The following is a 23444-nucleotide window of genomic DNA, read 5'->3' as shown; positions in this document are numbered from 1 at the left end:
CGGGTGTCGGCTCGCACTGGGCCGCGCCTGGTTCCGGCGGGGCCGTGCGTGGTTCGTGCCGGGTGAGCGTCGGCCCGCGACCGGGCCGCGGTCGGCTCCTGACCGCCGGGTCGTGGCGGTACCACTCGCCGGCGAACTCGCCCCGGCGGGCCGGTACCGGGTCTCGTCGCGGTCGACCACCTCGCCGCTGGCGCCGGAGCTGCCGGGGGGAGTCGCCCGGCGGAACCCGCCCGGCCCGGACCCGGACGCCCGAGCGGCCCCGCGCCGTCGTGCCGAGGCCGGTGGGGGAGTTCCGCCGGGGCCGTTCCCGGATTCGATCGACGCCGCCCTGCGGCGCGGGGCACGGCGGCGACCGAGCCGGCCGGCGCCGCGCCGCGCGGTGGTCCGGGAGCCGCCCGCAGTCGGCGTGGCCGGGGCGACGGCCAACGGGCCGTGCCGGCCGCTGTACGGGCGGTGGAGCCCCGCGGCGGGCCCGGCGCGCTCCCGGGAGGCCGGGCGGGCACAGAGGCGTACGCGGGCGGCGTGGGCCGTCCGTGGTGACCACGAGAGAGGGAGAAGAACGGATGGAGACCTTCGGCGCCCGGTTGCACCGGGCCGTGGCCGAGCGGGGGCCGCTCTGCGTGGGGATCGACCCGCACCCGGGGCTGCTGGCCCGCTGGGGGCTGTCCGACGACGTCGAGGGGCTCGACCGGTTCGCCCGGACCGTCGTGGACGCCCTCGGTGACCGGGTTGCGGTGGTCAAGCCCCAGTCGGCGTTCTTCGAGCGATTTGGTGCCCGCGGTGTCGCGATTCTTGAGTCAACTATCCGACAGTTGCGGGATGGCGGCGCGCTCGTTCTGCTTGACGTCAAGCGCGGCGACATCGGCTCGACGGTCCGCGCCTACGCGGAGGCGTACCTCGACCCATCCAGACCGCTGTATGTCGACGCGGTGACCGCGAGCCCCTACCTGGGAGTAGGTTCGCTGGCCCCGATGTTCGAACTCGCCGCCGAGCACGGTGGTGGCGTCTTCGTGCTGGCGCTCACCTCGAACCCCGAGGGACCGGCGGTGCAGCACGCCCGCAGCGCCGACGGGCGGACCGTCGCGCAGACCGTGATCGACGAGATTTCCCAGCTCAACGCGGGTGCGGAGCCGCTCGGCAGCTTCGGGCTCGTGGTCGGCGCGACGATCGGTGACACCGGTCACGACCTCTCCCGGGTGGGCGGCCCGCTCCTCGCGCCGGGCCTCGGGGCGCAGGGCGCGACCGCCGCCGATCTCCGTACGGTCTTCGGCGCGAGCCTGCCCGCGGTGCTTCCGTCGTACTCCCGGGAGGTGCTGGGCGCGGGCCCCGACGTGGCCGCGTTGCGGGCCGCCGCGGACCGTGCGCTGGCCGAGTGCCGGGCCGTCGTACCCGCCGCGAGCTGACTGACGGGTCGGTCACTTTGCGAAGATCATCGCGCGCCCACGTTGCCGAAACGTCCGGCGACCGCTAGTTTTCCCCGCGCTGGGAACCACGGACCCCTTGGTTCACAGCGACACCACGTTTCACAGATGCGGCGGTGCGTCCCGCCCGTCGCTATAGGGACCTGAGGAGAACTGGTGCCGCTCCCGTCACTGACCCCCGAGCAGCGCGCTGCCGCGCTGGAGAAGGCCGCGGAGATCCGCAAGGCCCGTGCCAAGCTGAAGGAGGACCTCAAGCAGGGCAAGACCAGCCTTGCGAGCGTTCTCGAGAAGGCCGAGGCCGACGATGTCGTCGGCAAGCTGAAGGTGTCGGCCGTCCTGCAGGCGATGCCGGGCATCGGCAAGATCCGGGCCACCCAGATCATGGAGAAGCTCAAGATCGCCGACAGCCGCCGCCTGCGAGGCCTCGGCGAGCAGCAGCGCAAGGCACTGCTTGGAGAGTTCGCCGCCAACTGATCGCGGCAGCGTGTAGAAACAAGCAGTGAGCACGGAAGGCGGGGCGCGTCCGGCGGCTCGGCTCACTGTCCTGGCCGGCCCGTCGGGCATGGGCCGGGAGAGTGTCGTCGAGCTTGTCCGGGCGCGCTCGCCCGCTGTGTGGCGACCCGTCACGGCGACCACCCGACCCCGCCGCGAGGGCGAGGTCGACGGGGTGGGCCGGGTCTTCCTGACCCCCGCGGGATTCGACGGGCTGATCGCCGCGGGTGGCCTGCTGGAGTGGTCCCGGGCCGGCCCGTACCGGCGCGGCACCCCGTACGAACCCCTGCGCTCCCGGCTCGCCGCCGGGCAACCCGCGTTACTTCCGCTCGACATCCCGGGCGCCCTGGCCGTCCGGGAGCGCCTCTCCGACGCCCGGCTGGTGCTGCTGTGCCCACCGGGCGGCCGGCCCGACCCGGCCGTCACCGGCGCCTTCGAACTCGCCCTCACGCACGACCTGACGGATCGGGTCGCGGATGAGCTGGTAGGCTTTCTCGGTTCTTCATATCCGACTCCGGCCGGCCCGCGCGTGCGGGGCTAGCCGCCTCCCGCGCCCGTGCGGCCCGGAGTCGGCCGCGGTTCACGCGAGTCAGCCGCGGTCGCCAGTCCGCACCGCTCGCGCGGTTCGACAGACGCAGAGGTAATTCGTGGGATCCATCGCCACCAACCCCGAGGGCATCACCAACCCGCCGATCGACGAACTCCTCGAGAAGACGTCGTCGAAGTACTCCCTCGTCATCTTCGCGGCCAAGCGGGCCCGCCAGGTCAACGCCTACTACAGCCAGCTCGGTGAGGGCCTGCTGGAGTACGTCGGCCCGCTGGTCGAGACCACCCCGCAGGAGAAGCCGCTCTCCATCGCCATGCGCGAGATCAACGCCGGCCTGCTCACCGCCGAGCCGACCGACCAGCCGTAGTTCCGGGCACACCACGATGTCCGCCGAGATCGTTCTCGGGGTCGGCGGCGGCATCGCCGCCTACAAGGCGTGTGAGCTGCTGCGGCTCTTCACCGAATCGGGCCACCGGGTCCGGGTCGTGCCGACCGCGTCGGCGCTCCGCTTCGTCGGGGCGCCGACCTGGGCGGCGCTCTCCGGGCAACCGGTCGCCGACGAGGTCTGGTCCGACGTGCACGAGGTGCCGCACGTCCGCCTCGGCAAGGGCGCCGACCTCGTCGTCGTCGCACCCGCCACGGCCGACCTGCTGGCCAAGGCGGCGCACGGCCTCGCCGACGACCTGCTCACCAACACCCTGCTCACCGCCCGCTGCCCGGTGGTGCTGGCCCCGGCCATGCACACCGAGATGTGGGAGCACCCGGCCACGGTGGCGAACGTCGCCACGCTGCGCTCCCGGGGCGTACGGGTCGTCGAACCGGCGGTCGGCCGGCTCACAGGCGCCGACACCGGCAAGGGCCGCCTTCCCGACCCGGCCGAGATATTCGAGGTCGCCCGCCGGGCGCTGGCGCGGGGCGTCGACGCCCCCGCCGACCTGGCCGGCCGCCGGGTGGTGGTCACCGCCGGCGGCACCCGGGAACCGCTGGACCCGGTCCGGTTCCTGGGCAACCGCTCCTCCGGCAAGCAGGGCTACGCCTTCGCCCGCGCGGCGGTGGCCCGCGGGGCCCGGGTCACCCTGATCGCGGCCAACGTCTCCCTCGCCGACCCGGCCGGGGTCGATCTGGTGCGGGTGGGTACGACCGCGGAGCTGCGGGAGGCCACGCTGAAGGCGGCCACCGACGCCGACGCGGTGGTGATGGCGGCGGCTCCCGCCGATTTCCGCCCGGCCGTCTACGCGCCTGGCAAAATCAAGAAGGCGGACGACGGCAGCGCACCCACCATCGAGCTCGTCACCAACCCGGACATCGCCGCCGAGCTCGGCGAGCGTCGCCGACCGGAGCAGGTGCTGGTGGTCTTCGCCGCGGAGACCGGCGACGCCGAGGCCAACGGCCGGGCCAAGCTGGCCCGGAAGCGGGCCGACCTCATCGTCGTCAACGAGGTGGGGGCGGACAAGGTCTTCGGCGCCGACACCAACGCGGCGACCGTCATCGGCGCGGACGGCTCGGTCACCCGGATGCCCGAGCAGTCCAAGGCGGACCTCGCCGACGGCGTCTGGGACCTCGTGGTGACGCGGCTCGCCCGTCGCCCGTGAGGGTGGAAAGGGACGTAACCGCCTCCGCCGCCACGGACCGTGGTGACTACACTTCCGCGGAACGACTTTCACACGCTTAGGAGTGCCGTGACACGCCGCCTCTTCACGTCCGAATCGGTCACGGAAGGCCACCCGGACAAGATCGCCGACCAGATCAGCGACGGCATCCTCGACGCGTTGCTCGCCGAGGACCCGCGCAGCCGGGTCGCGGTGGAAACCCTCATCACCACCGGCCAGGTGCACATCGCCGGTGAGGTGACCACCAAGGCGTACGCGGACATCCCGACCATCGTCCGCAAGACCATCCTCGACATCGGCTACGACTCCTCGAAGAAGGGCTTCGACGGCGCGTCGTGCGGCGTCAGCGTCTCCATCGGAGCCCAGTCGGAGGACATCGCCCAGGGCGTCGACAACGCCTTCGAGCTGCGTACCGGGGCGTCGGAGAGCGCGCTGGACGCCCAGGGCGCCGGTGACCAGGGCATGATGTTCGGCTTCGCCTGCTCCGAGACGCCGGAGCTGATGCCGCTGCCGATCGCGCTCGCCCACCGGCTCGCCCGCCGGATGGCCGCCGTGCGCAAGGACGGTACGATCCCGTACCTGCGGCCGGACGGCAAGACGCAGGTCACCATCGAGTACGAGGGGCTGCGTCCGGTTCGGCTGAACACCGTCGTGGTCTCCAGCCAGCACGCCGCCGACATCTCGCTGGAGTCGCTGCTCACCCCGGACATCCGCGAGCACGTCATCGCCCCGGAGCTGGAGAGCCTCGGTCTGGACACCGACGGTTACCGGCTGCTGGTCAACCCGACCGGCCGGTTCGAGATCGGCGGCCCGATGGGCGACGCGGGCCTGACCGGCCGCAAGATCATCGTCGACACCTACGGCGGGTACGCCCGGCACGGCGGTGGGGCGTTCTCCGGCAAGGACCCGTCGAAGGTGGACCGCTCGGCCGCGTACGCGATGCGTTGGGTGGCGAAGAACGTCGTCGCCGCCGGCCTCGCCGAGCGGTGCGAGGTGCAGGTCGCGTACGCGATCGGCAAGGCGCACCCGGTCAGCCTCTTCATCGAGACGTTCGGCACCGAGACCGTGCCGGTGGCCTCGATCGAGAAGGCCGTCTCCGAGGTCTTCGACCTGCGGCCGGCGGCCATCATCCGGGACCTGAACCTGCTCCGTCCGATCTACCAGCAGACCGCGGCGTACGGCCACTTCGGCCGGGAGCTGCCCGACCTGACCTGGGAGAGCACCGAGCGGGCCGCCGACCTCAAGTCGGCCGCGGGAGCCTGACCAGCACCACGCGCGGCGACCGGCGACCCGCGGACGGGTCGCCGGTCGCTCGTGTCTGCGTGGACGTCCCCCTGGCCCACCTGGACCGGCCCTTCGACTACCTGGTTCCGGCCACGCTCGACGAGCAGGCGGTGCCGGGGGTCCGGGTGAAGGTCCGGTTCGCCGGGCAACTGGTGGACGGCTGGCTGCTGGAGCGGGTGGCGAGCTCCGACCACCCCCGCCTGGCGTACCTGGAGAAGGTCGTCTCCCCGGAGCCGGTGCTCTCGCCGGAGGTGGCCCGACTGGCCCGGGCGGTCGCCGACCGGTACGCCGGCAGCCTCGCCGACGTGCTGCGGCTGGCCGTACCACCCCGGCACGCCCGGGTGGAGAAGGAGGCGCGCCCGGACGGCCCGCCGCCGGCCGAGCCGGCCACGCCGGAGTCCGTGCCGGCCCCGCATCATCCAGAGGAGACCGGCACCGGCCGGCCCGGCCCCGGGCCGGTGCCGGGGCAGCGGCCCGCCCCGGCGGAGCCCGGACCGGACGGCTGGCGCGACTACCCGGCCGGCCCCGCCTACCTGCGGGCGCTCGCCGGCGGGCGCGCGCCCCGCGCGGTCTGGTCCGCGCTCGCCGGGGAGGACTGGGCGGCCCGCTACGCCGAGGCGGTCGCCGCGACCGTCGCCGGCGGCCGGGGCGCCGTGGTGGTCGTCGCCGACAACCGTGACCTCGACCGCCTCGACGCCGCGCTGGCCGCCGCGCTCGGCCCGGGACGGCACGTCTGCCTCTCGGCGGCGCTCGGCCCGGCCCGCCGCTACCGGGCGTTCCTCGCCGCGCGGCGCGGTGACGTGCCGGTGGTGATCGGCACCCGCGCCGCGATGTTCGCCCCGGTCGAGCGGCTGGGCCTGGTCGCGATCTGGGACGACGGCGACGACCTGCACGCCGAGCCCCGGGCCCCCTACCCGCACGCCCGCGAGGTGCTGCTCACCCGCGCCCAGCTGGCCGAGGCGGGCGTGCTGGTCGGCGGCTACGCCCGTACCGCCGAGGCGCAGCTGCTGCTGGAGACCGGGTGGGCGCGGGAGGTGGTGGCCGACCGGGCCACCGTGCGGACCCGTACCCCCGCGATCGCGCCGGTGGGCGACGACCCGCAGCTGGCCCGCGACCCCGGAGCGGCCACGGCGCGGCTGCCCAGCCTGGCCTGGACGGCGGCCCGGGACGCGCTCCGCGCCGACCTGCCGGTGCTGGTGCAGGTGCCCCGCCGCGGCTACCTGCCCTCGGTCTCCTGCGCGCAGTGCCGCACACCGGCCCGCTGCGCGCACTGCGCCGGCCCGCTCGCGCTGCCCTCCGCGACCGCCCCGCCCGCCTGTCGCTGGTGCGGCCGGGTGGCCGTCGCGTACGCCTGCCCGGAGTGCGGCGGGCGGCGGCTGCGGGCCGCGGTCACCGGCGCCCGGCGGACCGCCGAGGAGCTGGGCCGGGCCTTCCCCGGGGTGTCGGTGCGCACCTCCGGCCGGGACGAGGTGCTCGACGGTGTGCCCGGCGGGGCCGGCCTGGTGATCGCCACGCCGGGCGCCGAACCGGTCGCCGAGGGAGGCTACGGGGCGGTGCTGCTGCTCGACTCGTGGGCGTTGCTCACCCGGGCCGACCTGCGGGCCGGGGAGGAGGCGTTGCGTCGCTGGTTGGCGGCGGCGGCCCTGGCCCGGCCCGCCGGGGCCGGCGGCCGGGTGGTGGTGGTCGCCGACGGGGCGCTCGCGCCGGTGCAGGCGTTGCTGCGCTGGGACGCCGGCTGGTTCGCGGCCCGCGAGCTGGCCGAGCGGCGTGAGCTGGGCTTCCCGCCCGCGGTCCGGATGGCCAGCGTGACCGGGCTGCCCGCGGCGGTGGCGGACCTGCTCGACGAGGCGCGGCTGCCCGACGGCGCCGAGGTGCTCGGTCCCGTCCCGGCCGACGGCGAGCGGGAGCGGATGCTGGTGCGGGTGCCCCGCGCGCGGGCCGCCGCGCTCGCCGGTGCGCTGCACGCCGCCGCCGGTGCGCGGAGCGCCCGCAAGGCGGCCGACCCGGTCCGCCTCCAGGTCGATCCGCTCGACCTGTTCTGAGCTCCGGCCCGGCCTTGCACCAGGTGAGCCGGGTGATGTCGCACGCCGCGTCCGGCGGGAGCCCGATTATGGGGTGGTAGCATCGCCCGTCATGCCGGGCGGACCATGGCGCGACGCGGGGGGAGTGCGTCGGGCCCACGCCAGGACGATGAGTTCGGATCTCCGGTGATCAGGGGTGGACCAGTCGTGACCGTTCGTCAGTCGATCGTCTTCAACGGTGACCTCGGCAGCGGCAAGAGCACCGTCTCGGTCGAGATCGCCAAGCGGCTGGGCCTGCGCCGGGTCAGCGTCGGCGACCTCTACCGGCAGATGGCGCAGGAGCGGCAGATGACCGCCCTCCAGCTCAACCTGCACGCCGAACTCGACCAGGCGGTCGACGGCTACGTCGACCAGCTCCAGCGGGACATCGCCGCCTCCGGGGAGAGCCTGGTCATGGACTCCCGCCTCGCCTGGCACTTCTTCACCGACGCGCTCAAGGTGCACATGATCACCGAGCCGGGCGAGGCCGCCCGCCGGGTGCTCGCCCGCCCGTCCGGACCGGCCGAGAGCTACACCTCGCAGGAGGAGGCGAAGGCGAAGCTCCGCGAGCGCAGCGAGAGCGAGCGGAGCCGGTTCATCATCCGCTACGGGGTGGACAAGGCCCGGCTGCGCAACTACGACCTCATCTGCGACACCACCCGGGCCACGCCCGAGGAGGTGATCGAGCACGTGATCGCGGCGTACGAGGGGACGCTCGGCGCCGAGGTGCTGCGGGACGAGCCGCCGCTGCTGCTGCTCGACCCGACCCGGATCTACCCGACCGAGGACATCGCCACCCTGCGCGGCCTCTGGGACTCCGAGTTCGTCGGCGAGGTCGCCGGTGCGGGCGACGAGGCGCTCGAGCCGCTGCGGATCGGCTACAGCGGCGAGTACTTCTTCGTGGTCGACGGGCACCGCCGGCTCAGCGCCGCGCTGCAGAGCGGCTTCCACCTGGTGCCGGCCCAGCTCGTCGCCGAGGTCGACGAGCCGGTCGTCGGCGGGATGAGCGCCGTCGACTACTTCGCCGCCCAGGTGCGCCCCGGGATCGTCTACGACTGGGAGGCCGCGCACGGCATCCAGCTGCCGCTGCCCGAGCACACCCGGCTCGCCGGGGACGCGGTGCTGGCCGGCGAGCCGGGCCACGGCGCCTGACCCGCGACGGGCCACGCCCGGCGGCGGACCCGGGCCCCCTCGCGGCGGGTCGTCGATGCCGTGGCGCCTCCGGCGCGGTCGCCCGTGACGCTCCGCACACCCACCCTGGTCGTACGGCGGCCGGGGCCGGCCGTGGCACTCCGTAGACTGGTACGGCCCCGATCATCCACCCCGTGAAGGAGCCGTCCCGCGTGACCGTCCAGCCCATCCGTCTGTTCGGTGATCCGGTGCTGCGCACGCCGGCCGATCCGGTTGTCGACTTCGACACCGAGCTGCGCCGGCTCATCGCCGACCTGACCGACACCATGCGTGAGCAGAACGGCGCCGGCCTCGCCGCGCCGCAGCTCGGGGTGGGCCTGCGGGTGTTCACCTTCGACGTCGACGACGTTCTCGGCCACCTGGTCAACCCGGTCCTGGAGTTCCCCGACGAGGAGGAGCAGGACGGCCCGGAGGGCTGCCTCTCCATCCCGGGGCTCTACTTCGACACGAAGCGCCGGCAGAACGTGATCGCCAAGGGCTTCAACGGCTACGGCGACCCGATGCAGATCGTCGGCACCGGGCTGATGGCGCGCTGCGTGCAGCACGAGACCGACCACCTCGACGGCGTGCTCTTCATCGACCGGCTCGACCAGGCCGGGCGCAAGGAGGCGATGAAGGCGATCCGGCAGGCCGAGTGGTACGACGACGCCGCCCCGCCGGTGGTCAAGCTGAGCCCGCACGGCCCGGCGGCCAGCCCCTTCGGTCTGGGTGGGTGACCGGCCGGTGCGTGTGATCTTCGCGGGTACGCCTGCCGTCGCCGTCCCGTCCCTGGCCGCCGTCGCCGCCTCGCGGCACGAGCTGGTCGCCGTGGTGACCCGTCCCGACGCGCCGGCCGGGCGGGGGCGGGGCGTGTCCCGCTCCGCCGTCGGGGCGTGGGCCGACGAGCACGGGATCGAGGTGCTCACCCCGGCCCGCCCGCGCGAGCCGGAGTTCCTGGACCGGCTGCGTGACCTCGCGCCCGAGTGCGTGCCGGTGGTCGCGTACGGGGCGCTCGTGCCGCCGGCCGCGCTGGAGATCCCCCGGCACGGCTGGGTCAACCTGCACTTCTCCCTGCTGCCGGCGTGGCGCGGCGCGGCGCCCGTGCAGCACGCCGTGCTGCACGGCGACGAGCTGACCGGCGCCAGCGTCTTCCAGCTGGAGGAGGGATTGGACACCGGGCCGGTCTACGGCACCCTGACCGACGAGATCCGCCCCACGGACACCTCCGGCGACCTGCTGGAGCGGCTCGCGGAGTCCGGCGCCGGCCTGCTGGTCGCCGTCCTCGACGCGATCGCCGACGGCACCGCCCGCGCCCAGCCGCAGCCGGCCGACGGGGTGTCACTCGCCCCGAAGGTGACCGTGGACGACGCCCGGGTGCGCTGGACCGACCCGGCCTTCGCCGTGGACCGGCGGATCCGGGCCTGCACGCCGTCCCCCGGCCCGTGGAGCACCTTCCGCGGTGAGCGGATCAAGCTGGGGCCGGTGGCGCCGGTGAGCGACGGCCCCGGCCTGAAGCCGGGTGAGCTGCTGGTGGAGAAGTCCCGGGTGCTCGTCGGCACCGCCACCACCCCGATCCGGCTCGGCGAGGTGCGGGCCGCCGGCAAGCGGGCCATGCCGGCGACCGACTGGGCGCGCGGCGCTCGGGTCGTCGCCGGGGAGGAACTGGCGTGAGCGACACCGAACGGCTGCGCGACGAAGGTTCGCCCGACGAACGGTCCGACCTCCGCCCGGCCAGCTCCGGCGACGGACAGTGGGGCGCGCGCGGGCGAGGTGACCGGCCCGGCGGTGGGCGAGCGGCGCCGGACGGGCGCCGGTCCGTCCGCGCGGGCACGGACCGGCGCGGCGGCCGCGCCGACCGGCCGGCCGTGGACCGCCCGCGGCGGGCCGCGTACGAGGCGGTCGCCGCGGTGCACCGGGACGACGCCTTCGCCAACCTGGTCCTGCCGGCCATCCTCCGCGAGGAGGGGCTGACCGGCCGGGACGCGGCCTTCGCCACCGAACTGACCTACGGCGCGCTGCGCCATCTCGGCACCCTCGACGCGATCCTGACCGCCGCGGCCGGACGGGACGTGCAACGGATCGACCCGCCGGTGCGGGACGCGCTGCGCCTGGGCGCGTACCAGCTCCTGCACACCCGGGTACCGGCGCACGCTGCGGTCTCCTCCACCGTCGACCTGGTCCGCGCGGTCGGGCCGGGCGCCACCGGCTTCGCCAACGCCGTGCTGCGGGAGGTCGCCGAGCGGGACGCCGACGCCTGGGTGGAGCGGCTCGCGCCGAGCATGGAGAGCGACCCGATCGGGCACCTGGCGCTCGCCTACAGCCATCCGCAGTGGGTGGTGCGCGCGTTCGCCGAGGCGCTGGGGGGTGATCTCGGTGAGACCACCCGGCTGCTGATCGAGGACAACGAGCGGCCTCCGGTGCACCTCTGCGCCCGGCCGGGGCGCGTCGACGCGGTCGAGCTCGCCGACGAGGTCGGTGGCGCGCCGGGCGCCTTCTCGCCGTACGCCGTCTACCTGGGCGGCGGCGCTCCCGGCGACCTGCCGGCGGTGGCCGAGGGGCGGGCCCACGTGCAGGACGAGGGCTCCCAGCTGGTGGCGACCGCGCTGACGGTCGCGCCGCTGGACGGCCCGGACGGTCGCTGGCTCGACCTCTGCGCCGGGCCGGGCGGCAAGGCCGGCCTGCTCGGCGCGATCGCCGCCGAGCGCGGCGCCCGGCTCACCGCCGTCGAGGTGGCGGAGCACCGTGCCCGGTTGGTGTCCCAGGCGACCCGGGGCCTGCCGGTGAGCGTGCTGCACACCGACGGCCGTACCGTCGGGGAGGATCCGAAGCTGCCGGAGGAGCACTTCGACCGGGTGCTGGTCGACGCCCCCTGCACCGGTCTGGGCTCGCTTCGGCGGCGGCCGGAGTCGCGGTGGCGGCGGCAGCCGTCGGACCTGTCGTCGCTGACCCGGTTGCAGCGCGAGCTGCTCGGCGCGGCGCTGCGCGCGGTGCGCCCCGGCGGCGTCGTCGCCTATGTCACGTGTTCGCCGCACACGGTGGAGACGCACGTGACGGTGACCGAGGCGGCCCGGCGCTCCGGCGTTCCGGTCGACTTCGTCGACGCCCGTCCGCTGCTGCCGGCCGGCATGCCGGGACTGGGTGACGGCCCGACCGTGCAGCTCTGGCCGCACCGGCACGGCACCGACGCGATGTTCCTCGCCGTCCTGCGCCGCGGCTGACCGCGCACGCTCGTCGGCGCGGACCCGCACGGAAAGAGTGGCCTCGGCATCCGCTGAGGCCACTCTTTCCGTGAACGAGTTGAACGGGGTTGATCCGGACAGGGCGGGAGGGGTCAGCTCACCGGGAGGCCCTTGTTGCCGGCGCCCTTCATGGAGCGGGTCAGGGCGCGGTCGCTGACCCAGAGGAAGCACTGCACGCCGCGGTTGCCGCTCTTCCACTCCTCCTCGAACGGGTGGTAGAAGATCGTGCCGGCCCGGTACTGCATGTCGGAGTTGTTCGGCACCTTGACGTACGAGGCGATCAGCTTCCGGCAGTCCTTGTGGGCGCGCAGCGTGGTGCGGGTGAACTCGGCGTAGCTGATGTCCGGCGCCTGGTAGACCCCGACGAACTCGGCGTGGTGCTTCGCCGTGCAGGCCTTGGGGAGCATCTCCTCGATCTCCTCCTTGACCACCTTCGGGTCGAAGCAGCCGTAGGCCAGCTTCGAGGTGCCCTTCAGGGCGTCCCGCAGGCTCCCCTCCCGGAGGCTGATCGCCGGGTCGTCCAGGCTCGCGATCTCGCTGACGTCGCAGCGGAACCAGCGGGCCCCACCGGTCCACGCGGCGGGTGACGGGAAGACCACGTCGACGCTCAGCCGCCCGGTGCGCCAGTCGGCGCCGACGGCCTTGTTGACCTCCCGGTCGCACTCGGTGCGCGCGGCGCGCAGGCCCACCGAGCCGGGCGGCGGGGGTGTGCTCCGCTGCGCGGCCGCGCCGCTGAGCGTGCCCAGATGCAGCGTCTCCGTCCGGTGCGACTCGTCGCACCGGACCGGGTTGTACGCGCTGAGGTAGCCGACCTCGGAGAGGGCGAGGTGGCAGACCCCGGCCTCGGGGACGAACGCCTCGGCCGCGGCGAGCGCCGGCCAGTCGTCGGTGAGTTCCGCGTCGAGACCGGCCGGGGCGCAGCCGACGAGCCCCAGCACCGCCACCGTGCCCACCACGGCCGCCGTCCACCACCGTCGCATCCGCCGACCTCCCCGTCGACCGTGGTCACGCCCACCGGCGATCATCGACCGGTTGCGCCACGGCGCAGGAGCATACGGCACGGCCACTCAGATCGCTGGTAGTCCCTGCGGCCCCACGCCCCGCATCGACCGGGTGAGCTTCCGGTCGTCGCTCCACAGGAAACAACGCACCCCCCGGTCGCCCTCCTCCCACTCCCGTCGCGACGGCGGGTAGAAGATGGATCCCGCCCGGTAGGGCAGCTCGCTGTTGTCGGGCACCGCCGCGAAGGTGGCGATCAGCCCCATGCAGCGGCGGTGCACCTGGTCGGCGGCGGCGGTGAACGCCGCCCAGCTCATGTCCCGCTCGGTGTACGCCCCGACGAACTCGGCCCGGTGCGGTTCGGTGCAGAGCACCGGCGCCATGTAGTTGAGGTTCTCGCCGATCAGCTTCGGGTCGAAGCAGCGGTGCAGCAGCGGCGAGTCGCCGACCATCGCGCCGCGCAGGCTGCCGGTGCGGTTGACCGGGCGGGTGTTGTCGATGCTGTCGGTCTCGCTCAGGTCGCAGCGGAACCAGCGGGCGCCACCGGCCCAGGCCGCCTTGCTGGGCAGCGCGATGTTCAGCGCCACCCGGGCGGCGTGCCAGTCGCCGCCGAGCACCTCCCGGGCCCGCTGGTCGCACTCGGACCGCGCGGCGCGCAGCGTCGGGCGACCGGGCTCCGGCCGGGCGGCGGACGGCGCCGCGGTGAACGTGCCGACGTGGATGGCCTCGGCCAGGTGGGTACGGGAGCAGGGCACCGTCTCGTAGGTGCCGGCCTGCACGACCGGGGCGACCCGGGCCTGGCAGGTGTCGGTGGCCGGGACGAAGATCGTCGGGGCGCGCATCGCCGGCCAGTCGTCGACCAGGTCACCGTCGGGGCCGTGCGCGCGCAGGCACCCGCTCAGCAGCACCGTCACGGCGCTGGCCAGCGCCAGGACTCCGAGGCACCGTCGCATCGTCCGCCCCTTCCGGGAACTGGTGACCGTCGATCTCGTCCCGGGCGGGCGTGCCGAGGCCCGGCGGTGCGTCACCGTCTGGGTTGGAGTGTCGCCGGGTTCGCGCCGATCGGCCAGTCGCCGATGTCTCCCTGTCCGGTTTCGCCCGCCCGGACCGGGCAATTCTGCACCACGTGTCACCTTCGGGTCACGGCCCGTCCCGGTTGGTGCGGTGCCGGCGGCGATCGGCCGCGACGTTCGTACACTTGCCCGGTGACCGTACCGCCGACGATCGTCGCGCCGAGCATCCTCGCCGCCGACTTCGCCCGCCTCGCCGACGAGGTCCGTGCCGTCGAGGGTGCCGCCGACTGGCTGCACGTCGACGTCATGGACAACCACTTCGTGCCGAACCTCACCATCGGGCTGCCGGTGGTGCAGAGCCTGCGGGCGGCCACCCAGATCCCCTTCGACGTGCATCTCATGATCGAGGATCCGCGGCGCTGGGCGCCCGGGTACGCCGACGCCGGGGCGTACAACGTCACCTTCCACGCCGAGGCGTGCGACGACCCGGTGGCGCTCGCCAAGGACCTGCGCTCGGCCGGGGCGAAGGCCGGGCTGGCGATCGACCGGGACACCCCGATCGAGCCGTACCTCGAGCTGCTGCCGAGCTTCGACACCCTCCTGATCATGACGATCAAGGCCGGCTTCGGCGGGCAGCGCTTCATCCCGCAGCTGCTGGAGAAGGTCCGCGCCGCCCGCCGGCACGTCGCCGCTGGGCACCTGGAGCTGCGCATCGAGGTCGACGGCGGGATCGCCGCCGACACCATCGAGGCGGCGGCCGAGGCCGGTGCCGACGCCTTCGTCGCCGGCACCGCGGTCTACGGCGCCGACGACCCCGCCGAGGCCGTACGCCGGCTGCGGGCGCTGGCGGATCGCGCGATCTCCGGGGCCTGAGGTGGACGCGGCGGAGGAGCGCCCGGACGTCATCCTCGTCGTCGACGACGACGAGGACATCGCGCGGTTCGTCGAGTTCAACCTCCGGCTGCACGGCTTCGAGGTGATCCACGCCGGCGACGGCCAGGAGGCCCTCGAGGTGATCGAGCGGCAGCGGCCCGACCTCGCGGTGGTCGACCTGATGATGCCCCGCATCGACGGGCTGGAGCTGACCCGGCGGCTGCGCGCCGACCCGATGACCTCGGCGCTGCCGGTGATCATGTTGACGGCCAAGGGGATGACCGTGGACAAGGTGCACGGCCTCAGCGCCGGCGCCGACGACTACCTGGTCAAACCCTTCGACACCGCCGAGCTGGTGGCCCGGGTCAGCTCCACGCTGCGGCGCAACAAGGAGTTCCGGGAGGTCTCGCCGCTGACCGGGCTGCCCGGGAACAGCCGGATCCGGCGAGAGATCTCCGACCGGGTACGCAGCGGCGCCGACTACGCCGTCGCCTACATCGACATCGACCGCTTCAAGAGCGTCAACGACCGGTACGGCTTCGTCCGCGGCGACGACTTCATCTCCGCCCTGGCCCGCAGCGTGCACCGGGCGGTGGTCTCCAGCGGGCTGCCCCCGGCGTTCCTCGGCCACGTCGGCGGCGACGACTTCGTCATCGTCTGCTCCCCGGAGCAGATCCGGCCACTGACCTCGCGGGCGGTCGTGGACTTCGAGAAGGCGGCGGACTCCCTCTACGACCCGATCGACCGGGAGCGCGGCTACGTCGAGCTCAAGGACCGGCGGGGCAACATCCGCCGCGCCGCGCTTGTCACCCTCTCGATCGGTGTCTCCCTCTCCGACGCCGGCAAGCGCTTCACCGACCCGCTGGAGGCGATCGCTGTCGCCAGCGAGATGAAGTCGGTGGCCAAGGGGCAGCCCGGCTCGTACGTGGCGGTCGACCGGCGGCGCGGCGTCACCTGAGCGGGCGCGACCCGGTGTGAACTACCTCGCCCAGGTGGTGGCGGCGGTCGCTCGGCGTGTAAGACTTTCCTGTACCCACCACGCGCTGGCGGGACTCGGTGTAATTCCGAACCGGCGGTGATCCACGGCGAGACCGTGGTCAGCCCGCGACCCGGTCGGCTCTGCCGCCCGGTGGACCTGGTGTGAATCCGGGGCCGACGGTTGGGCGCGGGACATCCCGCCCCCAGACAGTCCGGATGGGAGACAGCGCGCGGGACGGACGGGTCGTACCCGGCCGCCGGTGACGGCGTGCCGTGTCGCCCCTGCGGGTCGGCTCCGCCGTACCCGGATCTCCGCCGCCGCACGCCCGCGGCCCGATGCCGCCTCCCCACCCCGCCCGCGCGCCACCGGCGAGCGAGAAGGCAGGGACAAGGCGAATGGCGAGCGTCTCCGTCGACGAGGCGATGCGTCGCGCGATCGAACTCGGTGCGCGTGGACTCGGCACCACCAGCCCCAATCCGGTGGTCGGGTGCGTGCTGATCGACACCGACGGCGAGGTTGTCGGTGAGGGTTTCCACGCGTACGCCGGCGGGCCGCACGCCGAGATCGTCGCGCTCGCGCAGGCCGGCGAGCGCGCCCGGGGCGGCACCGCCGTGGTCACCCTGGAGCCCTGTGACCACACCGGTCGCACCGGCCCCTGCAGCCTCGCGCTCATCCAGGCCGGGGTCGCCCGCGTGGTGATCGCCGTACCCGACCCGAACCCGGTGGCCTCCGGTGGGGCGGCCACCCTGCGCGCCGCCGGCGTCCGGGTCGACGTGGGCGTACGCACCCAGGAGGCGGAGGCCGGCAACATCGCCTGGCTGACCTCGATGCGCCGGGGCTGGCCGTACGTCATCTGGAAGTACGCCGCGACGCTGGACGGGCGGTCGGCGGCGGCCGACGGCACCAGTATGTGGATCACCTCGGAGGCGGCCCGGATCGACGTGCACGCGCTGCGCGGCACCGTCGACGCGGTCGTCACCGGGGTCGGCACCGTCCTCGCCGACGACCCCCGGCTCACCGCCCGCAACCTGCGCGACGGCAGCCTCGCCATCCGCCAGCCGCTGCGGGTGGTGGTGGACAGCGAGGGTCGTACGCCCGCCGACGCCCAGGTCCGCGACGGCGCGGCCCGGACCTGGATAGCCACCGTGGCGGAGGTCGGCGCCGGCAAGGACGGCCGGGTCGACCTGCCGGCGCTGCTGGCCGCGCTGCACCAGCGGGGCATCCGGGCGGTCCTGCTGGAGGGCGGGCCCCGGCTGGCCGGCGCGTTCCTGGCCGCGGGACTGGTCGACAAGGTCGTCGGGTACGTCGCGCCCCGGCTGCTCGGCGCCGGACCGGCCGCGCTCGTCGACGCCGGTGTGACGACCATCGCCGAGGCCATCGATCTGGAGTTGATCGACGTTACGCAGATCGGTCCGGATCTGCGGATCACCGCGCTGCCCCGGAAGAGGGAGGGCTGACATGTTCACCGGCATCGTCGAGGAGTTGGGTGAGGTGGTCGCCGTGACGGCGACCGCGGGGGACTCGGCGCTGGTCGCCCTCCGCGGCCCGCTGGTCACCGCCGACGCCCGGCACGGCGACTCCATCGCCGTCAACGGCGTCTGCCTGACGGTGGTCGACGTCGACGCCGGCGTCTTCACCGCCGACGTGATGGGGGAGACGCTGCGCCGCTCCGCGCTCGGCGCGCTGCGTCCCGGCGCTCCGGTGAACCTGGAGCGGGCCGCGACGCTGGGCAGCCGGCTCGGCGGGCACCTGGTGCAGGGGCACGTCGACGGGGTCGGCGAGCTGCTTTCCCGGGAGCCGGCCGAGCAGTGGGAGACGCTGCGCTTCCGGCTCCCCGCGCAGCTCGCCCGCTACGTGGTGGAGAAGGGCTCGATCACCGTCGACGGCGTGTCGCTGACCGTGGCCGGCGTGGGGCCGGACTGGTTCTCGGTGGGGCTGATCCCCACCACGCTGAAGCTCACCACCCTCGGCGTACGCGGGGTGGGCGACCCGGTCAACCTCGAGGTGGACGTGCTGGCCAAGTACGTCGAGCGGCTGCTCGGCGACCGGCTGGCCGCCGGCGAGCCCGGGGCGCTGCCCGGCGTCGCGGCACCGGCCGGTTCCGCCGGGGGCGGGTCACCCGCCGAGGTCGCCTGATGAGCACGCTCGGTTGGCTGCTCGACGCACAGGTGACAGTCGCCGGGTCGCCGGTGCTGGTCCGCGAGATCGTCGGCAACGCGTTCGGGTTGGTCTCCGCCCTGCTCGGCCTGCGCCGGGTGGTCTGGGCCTGGCCCGTCGGCATGATCGGCAACGCTCTGCTCTTCACCGTCTTCCTCGGCGGGGTGTTCGCCACCCCGCAGGCGCACGACCTGTACGGGCAGGCGGGCCGGCAGGTCTTCTTCTTCGCGGTCAGCGTCTACGGCTGGTGGCGCTGGTCGCGGACCCGTCGGCTCGGCACGGTCGCCGACGGAGGCGCCGTGGCGCCCCGCTGGGCGAGCGGCCGGGAACGGCTGGGCCTGCTCGTCGCGGCCGTGCTCGGGGTGGCGGCCGCCTATCCGGCGCTCGCCGCGCTCGGCTCCTGGGGGCCGCTGCCGGACGCCTGGATCCTCGTCGGCAGCCTGCTCGCCACGTACGGCATGGCCCGTGGCTGGGTCGAGTTCTGGCTGATCTGGGTCGCCGTGGACGCGGTCGGCGTACCCCTGCTGCTGAACGGGGGCTTCTACCCGTCGGCGGTCATGTACCTCATCTACGGCGCGTTCTGCGTCTGGGGCTTCGCCAGCTGGTGGCGTACGTCGCGGACGCTGCGGCCGGTCCGCCCCTCGTTCCCGTCGACCTACACGGAGGCCGTGGCATGACCACCTTCAGCAGTATCGAGCAGGCGATCGCGGACATCGGCGCGGGTCGGCCCGTCGTCGTGGTCGACGACGCCGACCGGGAGAACGAGGGCGACCTGATCTTCGCGGCCGAGCTGGCCACCCCGGAACTGGTCGCGTTCATGGTCCGCCACACCTCCGGCTTCATCTGCGTGCCGCTCCTGGAGAGCGAGGCCGACCGGCTCGACCTGCCGCCGATGCACCACACCAACCAGGATCGGCGAGGCACCGCGTACACGGTGACCGTGGACGCCCGGGAGGGCGTCACCACCGGCATCTCGGCGGCCGACCGGGCGCACACGATCCGGCTGCTCGCCGACCCGACCACGGGCCCGGCCGACCTGGCCCGGCCCGGGCACGTGGTGCCGCTGCGGGCCCGGCAGGGCGGGGTGCTGCGCCGCCCCGGGCACACCGAGGCGGCCATCGACCTCACCCGGCTGGCCGGCCTGCGCCCGGCCGGCGTGCTCTGCGAGATGGTCAACGACGACGGCACCATGATGCGGGTGCCGGACCTGGAGAAGTTCGCCGCCGAGCACTCGCTCACGATGATCACGATCGCCGACCTGATCGCGTACCGGCGGCGCACGGAGAAGCAGGTCGACCAGGTCGCCGACGCGCGGATGCCGACCCGGCACGGGGTGTTCCGGGCGATCGGTTACCGCAGCACGCACGACACGGCCGAGCACGTCGCCATGGTGTACGGCGAGATCGGCGACGGGCAGGACGTGGTGGTCCGGGTGCACTCCGAGTGCCTCACCGGCGACGTCTTCGGTTCGCTGCGCTGCGACTGCGGTCCGCAGCTCGACGCCGCCCTGGCCCGCGTCGCCCAGGAGGGGCGCGGGGTGGTGCTCTACATGCGCGGCCACGAGGGGCGGGGCATCGGGCTGCTGCACAAGCTGCAGGCCTACCAGCTGCAGGACCTGGGCCGGGACACCGTCGACGCCAACCTGGACCTCGGCCTGCCGGCCGACGCGCGCGACTACGGCACCGGCGCGCAGATCCTGTACGACCTCGGGGTGCGGTCCATGCGGCTGCTCACCAACAACTCGGCGAAGCGGGCCGGGCTGGAGGGGTACGGCCTGACGATCACCGGCCGGGAGGCGTTGCCGGTGCGTCCCCACCCGGAGAACGTGCGGTACCTGAGGACCAAGCGGGACCGGATGGGACACCTGTTGGAGTTGGACGACGTCACGGAGGCACCGGCCGACAAGGTGCCCGCCGGTGGCGAGATCGGAGCATAGACATGGCGGGATTCGGGGAGCCGACGGCGGCGCCCGTCGACGCGAGCGGGATGACCGTGGGGGTGGTCGCCGCCCGGTGGCACGGCGAGTTGACCGACCACATGCTCGAACGTGCGGTCGCCGCCGCGGAGGCATGCGGCGCCCGCGCCGTGGTCGCGCGGGTGGCCGGCTCGGTCGAGATTCCGGTGGTCGCCCAGGCCCTGGCGCGCCGCTGCGACGTGGTGGTGGCGCTCGGCGTGGTGATCCGCGGCGCCACCGCCCACTTCGACTACGTCTGCCGCTCGGTGACCGACGGGCTGACCCGGGTCGCGCTCGACGAGGGCAAGCCGGTGGCGCACGGTGTGCTCACCGTGGACAACCTGGAGCAGGCCCGGGACCGGGCCGGCCTGCCCGGTTCGGCGGAGGACAAGGGCTGGGCGTCGACCGTCGCCGCCCTCGACGCGGCGCTGGCCGTCCGGTCGGTCAACACCGCCAACGGCCACCGGGTCGGCTTCGCGGGCTGACCGCCCAGACAGCGCACGGCGGCGGCCCCGGGGGGAGACGATCCCCCGGGGCCGCCGTTCGTCGCGTCCCGGTCGGGTCTGCCAGACTCGGCCGGTGAGCCGGATCGAGTACGCGCGGCTGCCCGGCCTGCGGATGGCGTACCGCGTCTGGGGTCCGGACGACGGGCGGGCGCTGGTCGCGCTGCACGGCGGCGGGACGACCGGCGCGACCTGGTCCGGGCTGGCCGGCGCGCTCGACGGAATCCGGACGTACGCCCCTGACCTGCGGGGGTTCGGGGCGACCGACCGTCCCGGCCGGTACGGGCTGGGGCTGATCCGTGACGACGTGCTGGCGTTCCTCGACGCGGTCGCGCCGCCCCGGGTCACGCTGCTCGGGCACTCCTTCGGGGCGGTGGCGGCGTACCTGCTCGCGCAGGCGCACCCGGAGCGGGTCGCCGCGCTGGTGCTGGCGGAGCCGCCGCCCCCGGTGCCGCTGGGCCTGCGGCTGCCCGACCGGCCCGCCGTGGAGCCGCCGTACGACTGGGCGGCCCGGGCGGCGGTGGTGGCCGAGTTGAACGACCCGCCTCCCGACTGGTGGGAGAGGTTGACGCAGATCACCTCGCCGACGCTGCTGGTCGCCGGCGGGGACGCCAGTCACCTGCCGCAGCGCGAGCTGGCGCGGATGGCCGACCGGATTCCCGGCGCCCGCCTGGTCCGGATCGCCGGCGGGCACGCCGTGCACACCGCCCGCCCGGACGAGTTCCACCAGGTGGTGCGGGATTTCCTCGCGTCGACGGCGGGCTGACGCCGGCCCGGTCCGTGCCGCCGGGACCGGCGGCGGGAGGAAACGCCGGGCCCGGACCCGGGGCACGCCACCGGTCGGGGAAGCTGGAAGAATCGCGGCGTGAAGACGTTCGAGGAGTTGTTCGCCGAGCTGCAGGCCAAGGCCGCGGCCGGCACTCCCGGCTCGGGCACGGTGGCCGCGCTCGAGCGGGGCGTGCACTTCATCGGCAAGAAGGTCGTCGAGGAGGCGGCCGAGTCGTGGATGGCCGCCGAGCACGAGGGCCGGGAACGGGCCGCCGAGGAGATCTCCCAGCTGCTCTACCAGACCCAGGTGCTGATGCTCGCCGCCGGCCTGGAGCTGAAGGACGTCTACCGACATCTGTGAGTGCGTCCCGTCGTCGATCCGTTCCGACTGCTAGGAGCACTCCGTCATGCTGCGTGTCGCCATCCCGAACAAGGGCACCCTGGCCGAGCCGGCCGCCCAGATGCTGCGCGAGGCGGGCTACCGCCAGCGCACCGACCCGAAGGACCTGGTCTGCCGGGACGAGCCCAACGACATCGAGTTCTTCTACCTCCGCCCGAAGGACATCGCCACCTACGTGGGCTCCGGTGACCTGGATCTCGGCATCACCGGCCGGGACCTGCTCATCGACTCGGGCGCGATGGCCGAGGAGGTCGTGGATCTCGCCTTCGGCCGGGCCACCTTCCGCTTCGCCGCCCGCCCGGAGGACATCGACTCCGTGCAGGAGCTGGGCGGGCACCGGGTCGCCACCGCGTACCCGGGGCTGGTCGAGCGCCGCCTTGCCGAGCTGGGCGTGAAGGCCGACGTGATCCGGCTCGACGGTGCGGTGGAGAACGCCGTACGACTGGGCGTAGCCGACGTGGTGGCGGACGTGGTCGAGACCGGCGCGACCCTGCGCCAGGCCGGCCTCGTCGTCTTCGGCGAGCCGCTGCTGCGCTCGTCGGCGGTGCTCGTACGTCGTGCCGGTTCCGCCGCGCACCCGCAGGCCGAGCAGTTGCTGCGCCGCCTGCACGGGGTGCTGGTGGCTCGCCGCTACGTGATGCTCGCCTACGACGTGCCGGCCGGTCTGCTGGACCGGGCCAGCTCCCTCACACCGGGCATCGAGTCGCCGACCGTGTCGCCCCTGCACCGGGAGGGCTGGGTGGCGGTGCAGGCCATGGTGCTCCGGGACGACGTACACCGGATCATGGACGAGCTCTACGAGCTCGGCGCCCGGGCGATCCTCGTCACCAACATCCACGCCTGCCGGCTGTGACCGCGACGCCGCCGGAGCCGGCAGCTGCCCCAACGGCGCCGGACCCGGTCCCGCCCGCGACGGAACCGGGCGCGGGCAGCGGCGCGGATCTCCTTGTGCCGGCGCAGCGCGGCTCCGGGTCGGCCGGCGCGGGCGCCGCGCCGGCACGCGCGGCGCCAGCGACCGGCGGCGGGCTGCCGGTGTGGGCGGCGCTCGCCCTGGTGGCCCTGGCCGGCGTCGCGTCGGCGGCCCAGGGCGCGGCGAACGGTGAGCTGGGAGTCCGGCTCGGCGAACCGACCCTCGCCGCGGTGGTCAACAACCTCGGCGGCACCCTGCTGGTCGCCCTCGGGCTCGCCGTCCTGCCGTCGATGCGCGCCGGGCTGGCCGCACTACGCCGGGCCCGGCTGCCCTGGTGGTCCTACCTGGGCGGGCTCGGTGGCGCGGCGATCGTGGTGCTCGGCGCGTACGTGGTGCCGGTGCTCGGGGTCGCCGTCTTCACCATCGCCCAGGTGGCCGGGGGGAGCGTCGGCGGGCTGGCGGTGGACCGGGCCGGCCTCGCCCCGGTCGGCCGGCTGCCGCTCACCGGGCCGCGGATCGCCGGCGGGCTGCTCGGCGTGGCCGCGGTGGCGCTGGCCCAGGTCGGTCAGCCGGTGGGCGAGCTGGCCGTCGGGCTGGTCCTGCTCGCGGTCGCCGGCGGGGTCGGGGTGTCGTTGCAGTCCGCGTTGAACGGCCGGGTCTCCGCGGCCGGCTCGGCCGCCGCCGGTGTGGCGGTCAACTTCGTGGTGAGCACGCCGGTGGTGCTGATCGTGGCGTCCGTCGCCGGCGCGCTCGCGGGGCCGCCCGTGGCCTGGCCGGACGCCTGGTACCTCTACACCGGCGGCCTGCTCGGCGTGGGCATCGTCGCGGGTCTGGTGGTCGGGGTCCGCTCGGCGGGGGTGCTGCGCACCGGGCTCGCCCTGGTGGCCGGCCAGCTCGGCGGGGCGTTGCTGCTGGACGCGCTCCTGCCCGGCGGCCCGGGTGCTCGGCCCGCCGTGCTGGTCGGCGCGGGGCTGACCCTGCTCGCGGTCGTCGTGGCGGGTCGCCGCGGCCGGCCCCGCGCAGCGCCGGCGCGTCGGCGCTGACGGCGCCGTGCGGCGTGGGCAG

The 23444-nt window shown here is 74.5% G+C and carries 24 protein-coding genes; 22 read left to right on the top strand and 2 right to left on the bottom strand.

The genetic code is table 11. From position 1 onward, the window contains the following. Window positions 1-563 precede the first annotated feature (563 nt). The 11 genes from pyrF to E1211_RS11525 all read left to right on the top strand — a co-directional run bounded on the left by pyrF (window position 564) and on the right by E1211_RS11525 (window position 11802). Window positions 564-1403, top strand: coding sequence for an orotidine-5'-phosphate decarboxylase (gene pyrF / locus E1211_RS11575; RefSeq protein ID WP_132348276.1), 840 nt, complete (start codon window positions 564-566; stop codon window positions 1401-1403). Window positions 1404-1577: 174 nt separating this feature from the next. Further along, on the top strand, window positions 1578-1895 hold the full coding sequence (gene mihF, locus E1211_RS11570; protein ID WP_120683870.1) for an integration host factor, actinobacterial type: 318 nt from the start codon (window positions 1578-1580) through the stop codon (window positions 1893-1895). Window positions 1896-1920: 25 nt separating this feature from the next. Beyond that, the gene (locus E1211_RS11565) at window positions 1921-2454 is read left to right on the top strand and encodes a guanylate kinase (protein ID WP_132348274.1); all 534 of its coding nucleotides are present in this window, start codon (window positions 1921-1923) and stop codon (window positions 2452-2454) included. A gap of 106 nt (window positions 2455-2560) precedes the next feature. Beyond that, on the top strand, window positions 2561-2827 hold the full coding sequence (gene rpoZ / locus E1211_RS11560) for a DNA-directed RNA polymerase subunit omega (RefSeq protein ID WP_120683866.1): 267 nt from the start codon (window positions 2561-2563) through the stop codon (window positions 2825-2827). A 16-nt stretch (window positions 2828-2843) separates the two neighbouring features. Continuing rightward, complete coding sequence (coaBC, locus tag E1211_RS11555) at window positions 2844-4052, top strand: bifunctional phosphopantothenoylcysteine decarboxylase/phosphopantothenate--cysteine ligase CoaBC (protein WP_132348272.1); 1209 nt, start codon at window positions 2844-2846, stop codon at window positions 4050-4052. An 87-nt stretch (window positions 4053-4139) separates the two neighbouring features. After that, a complete protein-coding gene (metK, locus tag E1211_RS11550) occupies window positions 4140-5333 on the top strand; it encodes a methionine adenosyltransferase (RefSeq protein ID WP_132348270.1) in 1194 nt (397 codons plus the stop codon). Then, window positions 5330-7396, top strand: coding sequence for a primosomal protein N' (locus E1211_RS11545; RefSeq protein ID WP_132348298.1), 2067 nt, complete (start codon window positions 5330-5332; stop codon window positions 7394-7396). The genes metK and E1211_RS11545 overlap by 4 nt, the downstream gene beginning before the upstream one ends. 186 nt (window positions 7397-7582) lie before the next feature. Beyond that, on the top strand, window positions 7583-8566 hold the full coding sequence (locus E1211_RS11540) for an AAA family ATPase (protein WP_132348268.1): 984 nt from the start codon (window positions 7583-7585) through the stop codon (window positions 8564-8566). A 191-nt stretch (window positions 8567-8757) separates the two neighbouring features. Then, the gene (def, locus tag E1211_RS11535; protein ID WP_132348266.1) at window positions 8758-9321 is read left to right on the top strand and encodes a peptide deformylase; all 564 of its coding nucleotides are present in this window, start codon (window positions 8758-8760) and stop codon (window positions 9319-9321) included. A 7-nt stretch (window positions 9322-9328) separates the two neighbouring features. Continuing rightward, window positions 9329-10255 carry a methionyl-tRNA formyltransferase gene (gene fmt / locus E1211_RS11530; protein ID WP_132348264.1) on the top strand — a complete coding sequence of 309 codons (927 nt, stop codon included), beginning with the start codon at window positions 9329-9331 and terminating at the stop codon, window positions 10253-10255. Further along, a complete protein-coding gene (locus E1211_RS11525; protein ID WP_371686148.1) occupies window positions 10252-11802 on the top strand; it encodes an RsmB/NOP family class I SAM-dependent RNA methyltransferase in 1551 nt (516 codons plus the stop codon). Before fmt ends, E1211_RS11525 begins: the two co-directional genes overlap by 4 nt. Window positions 11803-11915: 113 nt before the next feature. Here the strand turns inward: E1211_RS11525 and E1211_RS11520 are convergent, their stop codons facing one another. Beyond that, a complete protein-coding gene (locus E1211_RS11520) occupies window positions 11916-12803 on the bottom strand; it encodes a septum formation family protein (RefSeq protein ID WP_132348262.1) in 888 nt (295 codons plus the stop codon). An 87-nt stretch (window positions 12804-12890) separates the two neighbouring features. Beyond that, the gene (locus tag E1211_RS11515) at window positions 12891-13775 is read right to left on the bottom strand and encodes a septum formation family protein (RefSeq protein ID WP_132348260.1); all 885 of its coding nucleotides are present in this window, start codon (window positions 13773-13775) and stop codon (window positions 12891-12893) included. Window positions 13776-14027: 252 nt separating this feature from the next. On the opposite strand from E1211_RS11515, the gene rpe reads away from it, so the two are divergent. The 11 genes from rpe (at window position 14028) to E1211_RS11460 (ending at window position 23422) form a co-directional block, all read left to right on the top strand. Further along, window positions 14028-14708: a ribulose-phosphate 3-epimerase gene (gene rpe / locus E1211_RS11510; RefSeq protein ID WP_132348258.1), complete on the top strand. Its 681-nt coding sequence runs from the start codon at window positions 14028-14030 to the stop codon at window positions 14706-14708. Continuing rightward, the gene (locus E1211_RS11505; protein WP_207915339.1) at window positions 14686-15666 is read left to right on the top strand and encodes a response regulator; all 981 of its coding nucleotides are present in this window, start codon (window positions 14686-14688) and stop codon (window positions 15664-15666) included. Before rpe ends, E1211_RS11505 begins: the two co-directional genes overlap by 23 nt. 416 nt (window positions 15667-16082) lie before the next feature. After that, window positions 16083-17144 carry a bifunctional diaminohydroxyphosphoribosylaminopyrimidine deaminase/5-amino-6-(5-phosphoribosylamino)uracil reductase RibD gene (gene ribD / locus E1211_RS11500; RefSeq protein ID WP_132348254.1) on the top strand — a complete coding sequence of 354 codons (1062 nt, stop codon included), beginning with the start codon at window positions 16083-16085 and terminating at the stop codon, window positions 17142-17144. A gap of 1 nt (window position 17145) precedes the next feature. Beyond that, window positions 17146-17823 carry a riboflavin synthase gene (locus tag E1211_RS11495; protein ID WP_132348252.1) on the top strand — a complete coding sequence of 226 codons (678 nt, stop codon included), beginning with the start codon at window positions 17146-17148 and terminating at the stop codon, window positions 17821-17823. After that, entirely contained in the window at window positions 17823-18521 is a 699-nt protein-coding gene (gene pnuC / locus E1211_RS11490) for a nicotinamide riboside transporter PnuC (RefSeq protein ID WP_132348250.1), read from the top strand. The genes E1211_RS11495 and pnuC overlap by 1 nt, the downstream gene beginning before the upstream one ends. Then, on the top strand, window positions 18518-19780 hold the full coding sequence (locus E1211_RS11485) for a bifunctional 3,4-dihydroxy-2-butanone-4-phosphate synthase/GTP cyclohydrolase II (RefSeq protein ID WP_132348248.1): 1263 nt from the start codon (window positions 18518-18520) through the stop codon (window positions 19778-19780). The genes pnuC and E1211_RS11485 overlap by 4 nt, the downstream gene beginning before the upstream one ends. Before the next feature lie 2 nt (window positions 19781-19782). Next, complete coding sequence (gene ribH / locus E1211_RS11480; RefSeq protein ID WP_132348246.1) at window positions 19783-20283, top strand: 6,7-dimethyl-8-ribityllumazine synthase; 501 nt, start codon at window positions 19783-19785, stop codon at window positions 20281-20283. 94 nt (window positions 20284-20377) lie between these two features. Then, window positions 20378-21067 (top strand): alpha/beta fold hydrolase, encoded by a 690-nt coding sequence (locus E1211_RS11475; RefSeq protein WP_207915338.1) that lies wholly within the window; start codon window positions 20378-20380, stop codon window positions 21065-21067. 99 nt (window positions 21068-21166) lie between these two features. Further along, the gene (locus E1211_RS11470; RefSeq protein ID WP_132348244.1) at window positions 21167-21430 is read left to right on the top strand and encodes a phosphoribosyl-ATP diphosphatase; all 264 of its coding nucleotides are present in this window, start codon (window positions 21167-21169) and stop codon (window positions 21428-21430) included. Between the two features lie 46 nt (window positions 21431-21476). Then, complete coding sequence (gene hisG / locus E1211_RS11465; RefSeq protein WP_132348242.1) at window positions 21477-22322, top strand: ATP phosphoribosyltransferase; 846 nt, start codon at window positions 21477-21479, stop codon at window positions 22320-22322. 95 nt (window positions 22323-22417) lie between these two features. Beyond that, a complete protein-coding gene (locus tag E1211_RS11460) occupies window positions 22418-23422 on the top strand; it encodes a DMT family transporter (protein WP_243709501.1) in 1005 nt (334 codons plus the stop codon). Window positions 23423-23444: the final 22 nt, after the last annotated feature.

It is taken from the genome of Micromonospora sp. 15K316 (assembly GCF_004348525.1).
In the GTDB taxonomy this organism is placed as follows: domain Bacteria; phylum Actinomycetota; class Actinomycetes; order Mycobacteriales; family Micromonosporaceae; genus Micromonospora.
This window is presented reverse-complemented; position numbering and strand designations above follow the sequence as displayed.

Bases quoted from the DNA above. Each gene is read 5' to 3' on its own strand.
- ribD (WP_132348254.1), top strand. From the start codon at position 16,083: ATGGCGAGCGTCTCCGTCGACGAGGCGATGCGTCGCGCGATCGAACTC.
- pyrF (WP_132348276.1), top strand. From the start codon at position 564: ATGGAGACCTTCGGCGCCCGGTTGCACCGGGCCGTGGCCGAGCGGGGG.
- E1211_RS11485 (WP_132348248.1), top strand. From the start codon at position 18,518: ATGACCACCTTCAGCAGTATCGAGCAGGCGATCGCGGACATCGGCGCG.
- pnuC (WP_132348250.1), top strand. From the start codon at position 17,823: ATGAGCACGCTCGGTTGGCTGCTCGACGCACAGGTGACAGTCGCCGGG.
- E1211_RS11515 (WP_132348260.1), bottom strand. From the start codon at position 13,775: ATGCGACGGTGCCTCGGAGTCCTGGCGCTGGCCAGCGCCGTGACGGTG.
- E1211_RS11520 (WP_132348262.1), bottom strand. From the start codon at position 12,803: ATGCGACGGTGGTGGACGGCGGCCGTGGTGGGCACGGTGGCGGTGCTG.
- coaBC (WP_132348272.1), top strand. From the start codon at position 2,844: ATGTCCGCCGAGATCGTTCTCGGGGTCGGCGGCGGCATCGCCGCCTAC.
- E1211_RS11495 (WP_132348252.1), top strand. From the start codon at position 17,146: ATGTTCACCGGCATCGTCGAGGAGTTGGGTGAGGTGGTCGCCGTGACG.
- hisG (WP_132348242.1), top strand. From the start codon at position 21,477: ATGCTGCGTGTCGCCATCCCGAACAAGGGCACCCTGGCCGAGCCGGCC.
- ribH (WP_132348246.1), top strand. From the start codon at position 19,783: ATGGCGGGATTCGGGGAGCCGACGGCGGCGCCCGTCGACGCGAGCGGG.